This window comes from Mycobacterium sp., from assembly GCF_052144515.1.
GTDB lineage: Bacteria > Actinomycetota > Actinomycetes > Mycobacteriales > Mycobacteriaceae > Mycobacterium.
Window position 1 is genome coordinate 1 of record NZ_JBKQQD010000387.1, and the last position, 7,890, is coordinate 7,890.

At 65.0% G+C, this 7,890-nt stretch carries 9 protein-coding genes and 1 pseudogene; 6 read left to right on the forward strand and 4 right to left on the reverse strand.

Features of this window, described 5'->3' with window-relative positions; all coding sequences use genetic code 11:
* A partial coding sequence (locus tag ACLP9N_RS25755) for an MMPL family transporter (RefSeq protein WP_442410031.1) occupies positions 1-638 on the forward strand: 638 nt, incomplete at its 5' end.
* A gap of 230 nt (positions 639-868) precedes the next feature.
* Here the strand turns inward: ACLP9N_RS25755 and ACLP9N_RS25760 are convergent.
* From ACLP9N_RS25760 to ACLP9N_RS25775, 4 genes and pseudogenes are all read right to left on the reverse strand, one after another.
* Positions 869-1,045 (reverse strand): annotated as a pseudogene (locus ACLP9N_RS25760) (nuclear transport factor 2 family protein); the annotation flags it as partial.
* A complete protein-coding gene (locus ACLP9N_RS25765; protein WP_442410032.1) occupies positions 1,045-1,506 on the reverse strand; it encodes a DUF5078 domain-containing protein in 462 nt (153 codons plus the stop codon). The gene ACLP9N_RS25765 and the pseudogene ACLP9N_RS25760, both read right to left, overlap by 1 nt.
* A 66-nt stretch (positions 1,507-1,572) precedes the next feature.
* Positions 1,573-2,487: a crotonase/enoyl-CoA hydratase family protein gene (locus ACLP9N_RS25770; protein WP_442410033.1), complete on the reverse strand. Its 915-nt coding sequence runs from the start codon at positions 2,485-2,487 to the stop codon at positions 1,573-1,575.
* A gap of 32 nt (positions 2,488-2,519) precedes the next feature.
* Positions 2,520-4,538, reverse strand: a complete 2,019-nt coding sequence (locus ACLP9N_RS25775; protein WP_442410034.1) for a prolyl oligopeptidase family serine peptidase — start codon at positions 4,536-4,538, stop codon at positions 2,520-2,522.
* Between the two features lie 73 nt (positions 4,539-4,611).
* On the opposite strand from ACLP9N_RS25775, the gene exaC reads away from it, so the two are divergent.
* The 5 genes from exaC to ACLP9N_RS25800 all read left to right on the forward strand — a co-directional run.
* The gene (gene exaC, locus ACLP9N_RS25780; RefSeq protein WP_442410035.1) at positions 4,612-6,135 is read left to right on the forward strand and encodes an acetaldehyde dehydrogenase ExaC; all 1,524 of its coding nucleotides are present in this window, start codon (positions 4,612-4,614) and stop codon (positions 6,133-6,135) included.
* The gene (locus ACLP9N_RS25785) at positions 6,135-6,650 is read left to right on the forward strand and encodes a DUF779 domain-containing protein (protein WP_442410036.1); all 516 of its coding nucleotides are present in this window, start codon (positions 6,135-6,137) and stop codon (positions 6,648-6,650) included. Before exaC ends, ACLP9N_RS25785 begins: the two co-directional genes overlap by 1 nt.
* A 21-nt stretch (positions 6,651-6,671) precedes the next feature.
* Complete coding sequence (locus ACLP9N_RS25790; RefSeq protein WP_442410037.1) at positions 6,672-6,950, forward strand: putative holin; 279 nt, start codon at positions 6,672-6,674, stop codon at positions 6,948-6,950.
* Positions 6,943-7,509 carry a hypothetical protein gene (locus ACLP9N_RS25795; protein WP_442410038.1) on the forward strand — a complete coding sequence of 189 codons (567 nt, stop codon included), beginning with the start codon at positions 6,943-6,945 and terminating at the stop codon, positions 7,507-7,509. The genes ACLP9N_RS25790 and ACLP9N_RS25795 overlap by 8 nt, the downstream gene beginning before the upstream one ends.
* 34 nt (positions 7,510-7,543) lie before the next feature.
* Positions 7,544-7,890 (forward strand): FAD-dependent oxidoreductase (locus ACLP9N_RS25800; RefSeq protein ID WP_442410039.1); only part of this gene is annotated, 347 nt, incomplete at its 3' end.

Below are 7,890 nucleotides of genomic sequence, written 5' to 3' on the forward strand. Positions count from 1 at the left end.
TGATCATCATGTTGATCATCACCCGGAGCCTGGTTGCCGCGATCACCATCGTGGGGACGGTACTGCTTTCGTTGGGGGCCTCATTCGGCCTCTCGGTGCTGGTCTGGCAGGACATCCTGGGCATTCGACTGCACTGGATGGTGCTGGCGATGTCGGTCATCCTGCTGTTGGCGGTGGGATCGGACTACAACCTGCTGCTGGTCTCCCGTTTCAAAGAGGAGATCCCTGCCGGAATAAAGACCGGAATCATCCGCTCGATGGCCGGCACCGGCGCCGTGGTGACGTCTGCCGGTCTGGTGTTCGCCGCCACCATGGCGACGTTTGCGATCAGCCCGCTGCGGGTCATGGGGCAGGTGGGTACCACCATCGCTCTGGGGCTGTTGTTCGACACGTTGATCGTGCGCTCGTTCATGATGCCGTCCGTCGCTGCGCTGATGGGGCGCTGGTTCTGGTGGCCTCAAAAAGTGCGCACTCGTCCCGCCAGCGGGCTGCTTCGGCCGTACGGGCCTCGGTCCGCAGTTCGTGCCTACATGCTGCCCAGGGACCCCACGGATCCGAGAGGCCCCAGGCAAGGCGAGTCGCCCAACGGGGAGACGGCGAGCACCGACCGGTTCCCAGCGAGCACGCCGCACTACTGACGCCGGTGCGGAATAGGTTAGGAGAATCCGCACCTCTTCGAAGGGATGGAATTCATGCCTAACGGTAAGCCCAACATCTTGGTGGTCTGGCGCCCCTGAGTTCACTGACATCGGGATCAGCAATCTGAGTTGTGACAGCGACGGCCTTGATGGGCTACCGCATGCCGAACATCGACCGCATCGCCAACGAGGGCTGCATGACGATGCGGACCGCGAATTCAATTACGTCGCCAGTGGCGCAGGGCCCGTTTGCCGCGAATAACGCCATTCGTGTCCGGCAGGAGCCGGGCGGCCACCGGCGAGGTGAAAACGACGTCGTCGTGGAAGTGCTCGAGAACGGCCTCCACGTAGTGCGCGTTCCACGCCGCAACCCACTGCCGGCTGAAGGCAATCGGATCCAGCGGGATCAGGCAGTCCAGTCCCAGACCGACATGTCGCCCTTGGGGTACTGCTCGCACACGTCAGTGGCCTTGGCGACGACGCCCTTGTTGTTGAAGAAGATCTTGGCCCAGTTGCTCCAGTGCGTCGCCACCTGCTCGTAGTAGATGTTCGTCGCGGTGTCTTCGGAGTACTGCCTGCGGCCGGCGGCGTCCAGGGAGTAGAACCAGTGGATGCGGTCGACCGCCATCTGTTCGATGGGCTGCGGCCGGTTGTGGTAGTCGATCATGTACCGCTGGTAGTAGACCGGGCTGGTGTCCCGGGCGGCCGCCAGATACTGCTCCGCATCGCAGTTGGTGGCGATCTGCCTGCGCGGGATCGGGAAGTCGTCCGTGGAGTCGGCTACGGCGGTCTTGGGGAAGACCGCTGCGGCCAGGGCAAGGGAAAGGAAAACAGCGCCTGCACGCAGGCCGTTACTCAGCCGAGACATAGTCTCCACGGTAACACTTTTATGGGCCTGGATGGGCGGCCGGGGGGATATTCGTAGTTCATCTCACTATCCATCGCCATCAGGGACGATGACGTGTGAGGGATCCGGTCGCAGCTCGCGCGGGGCCTGGCTGTAGTCGCCGAACGGCCCGTCGCGGCGCTCGACCGCGGCCCGCACACCCTGGGTTTCGGCCGTCTTGATGAAGTCGAGCGCGTCGGGAGTGTTGCGCATCAGGCCGTCGAGAATCCCGCCCAGCGTCTGCGTGGAGGCCAGGCCCATGTTCTCGTAGGCCTGGTTGACGATCAGCTTCTGCGCCCGCAACTGCGACAACGGGATTTGGGAAAGTTCGGCGGCGATCTCGGCGACGCGGGCCTCGAGGCGCTCGAAGGGCACCGCCTCGTTGATCAGTTCGACCTCGGCGGCCTGCACGCCATTCAGCGGTCGGCCGGTCAGCGAGTGCCACTTGGCCTTGGCCAGGCTCAGCCGGTACAGCCACATGCCGGTCAGATAGGCCCCCCACATCCGGCTGTACGGGGTGCCGATCACGGCGTCGTCGCTGGCGATGACGATATCGGCGCACAGCGCGTAGTCGCTGGCCCCGCCCACGCACCAGCCGTGCACCTGGGCGATCACCGGTTTGGACGCCCGCCAGATGGCCATGAACTTCTGCGTGGGGCCCGTCTCGCGGGCGGTGACCATCGCGAAATCCTTGCCCGGATCCCACTTCCCATCCGTCATCATTCCCTCGCCCCAGTGCTGGAAGCCGCCGCCGAAGTCATAGCCGGCGGAGAACGCGCGGCCGGCGCCGCGCAACACGATGACTTTGACGTCGTTGTCGCGCTCGGCCAGCCCGATGGCCGCCTCGATCTCGTCGGGCATGGGCGGGACGATGGTGTTGAGCCGCTCCGGACGATTCAAGGTGATGGTGGCGACCGGACCGGCTGTCGTGTACAGCAGAGTCTCGAAGTCGGGAATTGACATAGCCGAAGCGAAGCCGCCGCCGGACTCAGGTGTCAAGTGCCGGCCAGCATTCGCCATAGGAACGAGTGACTCAGCGCCGACTTGAAGGCGAGCTGTTCGTTGTCGGCCGCGCCGGCGTGGCCGCCCTCGATGTTCTCGTAGAGCCAGACCCGATAGCCCGCCGCTTCCAGGGCGGCTGTCATCTTACGGGCGTGGCCCGGATGCACCCGGTCGTCGCGGGTGGACGTGCTGAACAGGACGGGCGGGTACTGCCGGCCGGCCGAAATGTTTTGGTAGGGAGAGTATTCGGAGATGAACTTCCACTCGTCGGGATTGTCCGGGTCGCCGTATTCGGCTACCCAGGAGGCGCCGGCCAGCAACAGGTGGTAGCGCTTCATGTCCAGCAGCGGCACGTCGCAGACCAGCGCGCCGAATTTCTCCGGGTATTTGGTCAGCATGATGCCCATCAGCAGGCCGCCGTTGCTGCCGCCGCGAGCGCCGAGTTGAGCGACGGTGGTGATGCCGCGGTTGACCAAATCGTCGGCCACCGCGGCGAAGTCCTCTGCCACCTTGTGCCGGCCCTCGCGCAGCGTCTGGGTGTGCCAGCTCGGCCCGTACTCGCCGCCGCCGCGGATATTGGCCAGCACGTACGTGCCCCCGCGGGCCAGCCACAACCGGCCCAGCACACCGCTGTAACTCGGCGTGTAGGACGTCTCGAACCCGCCGTAGCCGTAGAGCAAAGTGGGGCCCGGCCCGTCGGCTTCATCGGGCCGTACGACGAAGTAGGGGATCGAGGTGCCGTCCTCGGAGGCCACGAAATGCTGTGTCACGGTGATGTTTTCGGCGTCGAAGAAAGCCGGCGCGGATTTGATCTGGTCTAGTCGCCCGTCACCCGTGCCACGCATCAGGCGCGAGGGCGTCTCGAATCCGCTGGAGTCGAGGAAGAACTCGTCGCCGGTGTCGTCGGCCGAGACGATGACGGTGTTGGTCGCATCCGGGATGCCCGACACCGGTGTGCGCCCCCAGTTACCGAGTGTGACGATTTCGACGCGGCTGGCGACGTCGGCCAGTGTCACCATCAGCAGGCGGTCCTGGGTCCACGCGTAGTGGTTCAGCGCGGTGTGCTCGTCGGGTTCGAACACGACCCGCAATTCGGCTGTGCCGGCGAGGAATTCGTCATGGTTTGCGGCCAGCAGCGAGCCCGCGGTGTAGGTGGTGCCACCGACGCTCCAATCGGTGCGCAGCTCGATCAAGATCCACTCGCGGTGCAGCGACACACCGGCGTCGGTGGGCGCGTCGATGCGAGTCAGCTCTGCGCCGCGCAGCGCATTGAGTTCGTCGTTCCAGAAGTCGATGGCCCGTCCCAACACGGTTCGCTCGAAGCCCGGTGTGCGATCGACCGACGCGAAGGTGCGCACGTCGGAGCGTTCCACCTCGAACACGGTCTCCGCATCGGCCAACGGTGTGCCGCGACGCCAACGCTTGATCATCCGGGGATAGCCGGATTCGGTGAGCGAGTCGGCACCAAAGTCGGTGCCCACCAGCACGGTGTCCGGGTCCGCCCAGGCTACTTGCGACTTGGCCTCTGCCAACTCGAACCCACCGACGACGAATTCGCGTGTCAGCAAGTCGAATTCACGCCAGATGGCTGCATCCGAGCCGCCCGGGGACAGGACGATCAGCGCCCGCGTCAAATCGGGTTCAAGGACGTTGGCGCCGCCCCACACCCATTTTTGATCGTCGGCTCGACCGAGTTCATCGACATCGATCAGCACATCCCACTCGGGGGAGTTGGTGCGGTAGCTGTCCAGCGTGGTACGTCGCCACAGCCCGCGGGGGTTGGTGGCATCACGCCAGAAGTTGTAGAGGTATTCGCCGCGGCGGGTCACATAGGGAATGCGGGCATCGGTGTCGAGCACCTCGAGTGCCTCGGCGCGCATCTGTTCGAACAGCGCGCCGCCGAACTCCGCCAGCGTCGGATCGTTGTGGGCGCGCACCCAATCCAGCGCCTTATCGTCGGTGACTTCCTCCAGCCACAGGTACGGGTCCTCTTGGGGCGCCTCAGATGTCATGCAACACATTGTGCGGGCGACGGTAGTGTGAGGTGTATTACATCGATTGACGGCTAAATCGAGGAGCTGAGCCATGACTGTTTTCGCACGTCCGGGTTCCGCCGGGGCATTGATGTCCTACGAATCGCGATACGACAACTTCATCGGCGGCGAGTGGGTGGCACCCGTCAAGGGTCTGTACTTCGCGAACCCGACCCCGGTCACTGGCCAGACATTCTGCGAAGTGGCGCGCTCCGACGAGGCCGACATCGACACGGCCCTCGACGCCGCCCACGCCGCGGCGCCGGCGTGGGGCAAGACCGGCCCGGCAGAGCGGGCGGCGATCCTGAACAAGATCGCCGACCGCATCGAAGAAAACAAAGACGCGCTTGCAGTGGCCGAGGTCTGGGACAACGGCAAACCGATCCGGGAGGCGCTGGCCGCCGACATCCCGCTGGCGGCCGACCATTTCCGGTATTTCGCCGCGGCGATCCGCGCCCAGGAGGGTTCGCTGAGCCAGATCGACGAGGACACCGTCGCCTATCACTTCCACGAACCGCTCGGGGTGGTGGCACAGATCATTCCGTGGAACTTCCCGATCCTGATGGGCGCATGGAAACTGGCGCCCGCCCTGGCTGCCGGCAACACGGTGGTGCTCAAACCCGCCGAGCAGACGCCGGCTTCGATCCTCTACCTGATGTCGCTGATCGGCGACCTACTGCCCGCCGGGGTGGTCAACGTCGTCAGCGGTTTCGGCGTGGAAGCCGGCAAGCCGCTGGCATCCAGCGACCGCATCGCCAAGGTTTCGTTCACCGGGGAAACCACGACCGGGCGACTGATCATGCAGTACGCCTCGCACAACCTGATCCCGGTCACGCTTGAACTCGGCGGCAAGAGCCCCAACATCTTCTTCTCTGACGTGATGGCGGCCAACGACGACTTCCAGGACAAGGCGCTGGAGGGGTTCACCATGTTCGCCCTCAACCAGGGTGAGGTGTGCACGTGCCCGTCGCGCAGCCTGATCCAGTCCGACATCCATGACGAGTTCCTGGAACTGGCGGCGATTCGTACCAAGGCGGTCCGGCAGGGCGACCCGCTGGACATCCAGACCATGCTGGGTTCCCAGGCGTCCAACGACCAGCTGGAAAAGATCTTGTCCTACATCGAAATCGGCAAGGAAGAGGGCGCCAAGCTGATCACCGGCGGCGAGCGCGCCGAGCTGGGTGGCGACCTGTCCGGCGGCTACTACGTACAGCCGACAATCTTTGCCGGCAACAACAAGATGCGCATCTTCCAGGAGGAGATCTTCGGCCCTGTGGTGGCGGTGACGTCGTTTACCGACTACGCCGACGCGATGGGCATCGCCAACGACACCCTCTACGGTCTGGGCGCGGGCGTGTGGAGCCGCGACGGCAACACCGCCTACCGCGCCGGCCGCGACATCAAGGCCGGCCGGGTGTGGGTCAACTGCTACCACGTCTACCCGCCGCACGCGGCGTTCGGCGGCTACAAGCAATCCGGTTTCGGCCGGGAGACCCACAAGATGGCGCTCGACCACTACCAGCAGACCAAGAACCTGCTGGTGTCCTACACCGACAAGGCGTCCGGATTGTTCTGATGACCGGGTCTCGGGGGACTAGGAGCGCTCCTGCCGGTGTCGTCATCACCGCCGCCGCGGCCGAGCTGCTGACCCGACTGCAGGACTGCCACGGCCCGGTGATGTTCCACCAGTCCGGCGGATGCTGCGACGGATCATCGCCGATGTGCTATCCGCTCGGCGACTTCTTGGTCGGCGACCGCGATGTCCTGCTCGGTGTCCTCAATGTGGGGAATGTGGGCCCGGAAGACTCGGTCGGCGTGTCGGTGTGGATCTCCGGTCCGCAATATCAAGTCTGGAAGCACACCCAGCTTGTCATCGACGTAGTGCCGGGCCGCGGTGGCGGGTTCAGCCTGGAGGCTCCCGAAGGCCTGCGGTTCCTCAGCCGTGGCCGGGTCTTTACCGATGCCGAAAAAGCGCTGATAGAGGCCGTGCCGGTGATCACGGGTGCGGCTTATGAGCGTGGCGAACGGCCATCGAATCGTGGCCAGGTTGTAGCCGACAACGCGCCAGGAACGTGCCCGGTTCCGCGCTGATCCCGCAGTAAGGTCGCAACGATGATTCCGCTTCCACGCGCGTGGCTGCTGGCAAGCGCCATGCTGATCGGCAGTGCGGTGGGGTTGCTGGCGGGCGTGGCGTCCACCGCGCTGTTCCATGGGCGTATCCGGCCGGACGTCGCCATAGCGCTGGTGGTCGGGATTCCCAGTGTCATCGGGGTGGTGGCGATCTTGCTTTCCGGGCGCCGCTGGGTGACGATGCTGGGCGCGTTTCTCCTCGCGCTGGCGCCCGGCTGGTTCGGGGTGCTGGTCGCGCTCCGGGTGGTCTCCGATGGCTGACAGGGATCCCGAGTCCGGCCCGGGGACCGCGCCGTTCGTCCCCGATTTTGACGGCACGGGCGAGGACTCGGTGCCCTTCGTGCCCAACTTTGACGACACCGACTCGCAGCCGTTGCCGCGCGTCACCGAGTCGAAGCCGAAGGACGAGGCGGGGACGTCCAGGACGCCCGTGCTGGCCGTCGAGCACGAACCGGAAAGCGAATCGATCGCCGCGCCCGTCACCGTGCCCGGCCGATACCAGTACGTGAAGTGGTGGAAGCTGTTGCTGGTGATCCTCGGCGTGTGGTTCGCCGCGGCCGAGGTGGGGCTGAGCCTGTTCTATTGGTGGTATCACACGGTCGACAAGACGGCGGCGGTGTACATGGTCCTGGTCTATGTCGTCGCGTGTGTCGTCGCGAGCGTGATACTGGCGATGGTCCAGGGCAGGCCGATGATGTCGGCGCTGGCGCTCGGGGTGATGTCGGGGCCGTTTGCGTCCGTTGCCGCTGCGGCGCCGCTCTACGGCTACTACTACTGCGAGCTGGTGGGCCACTGCGTGGGCGGCTTCATTCCTTATTGAGCTCCCCGGCCACCCGGCCACTAGGGTAGTGCGCGTGACCCACTATGACGTCGTCGTCCTTGGAGCCGGTCCCGGCGGATATGTCGCGGCTATTCGCGCCGCGCAGCTCGGCCTGAACACCGCGATCGTCGAATCGAAGTACTGGGGCGGAGTCTGCCTCAACGTCGGCTGCATCCCGTCCAAGGCGTTGCTGCGCAACGCCGAACTGGCCCACCTCTTCACCAAGGAAGCCAAGACTTTCGGCATCAGCGGCGACGCGACTTTCGATTACGGGGCCGCCTTCGACCGCAGCCGCAAGGTGGCCGAGGGCCGTGTCGCCGGCGTGCACTCTTTGATGAAGAAGAACAAGATCACCGAGATCGATGGATACGGCAGATTCAC

Bases quoted from the DNA above. Each gene is read 5' to 3' on its own strand.
- ACLP9N_RS25795 (WP_442410038.1), top strand. From the start codon at position 6,943: ATGGCTGACAGGGATCCCGAGTCCGGCCCGGGGACCGCGCCGTTCGTC.
- ACLP9N_RS25790 (WP_442410037.1), top strand. From the start codon at position 6,672: ATGATTCCGCTTCCACGCGCGTGGCTGCTGGCAAGCGCCATGCTGATC.
- ACLP9N_RS25785 (WP_442410036.1), top strand. From the start codon at position 6,135: ATGACCGGGTCTCGGGGGACTAGGAGCGCTCCTGCCGGTGTCGTCATC.
- exaC (WP_442410035.1), top strand. From the start codon at position 4,612: ATGACTGTTTTCGCACGTCCGGGTTCCGCCGGGGCATTGATGTCCTAC.
- ACLP9N_RS25775 (WP_442410034.1), bottom strand. From the start codon at position 4,538: ATGACATCTGAGGCGCCCCAAGAGGACCCGTACCTGTGGCTGGAGGAA.
- ACLP9N_RS25765 (WP_442410032.1), bottom strand. From the start codon at position 1,506: ATGTCTCGGCTGAGTAACGGCCTGCGTGCAGGCGCTGTTTTCCTTTCC.
- ACLP9N_RS25770 (WP_442410033.1), bottom strand. From the start codon at position 2,487: ATGTCAATTCCCGACTTCGAGACTCTGCTGTACACGACAGCCGGTCCG.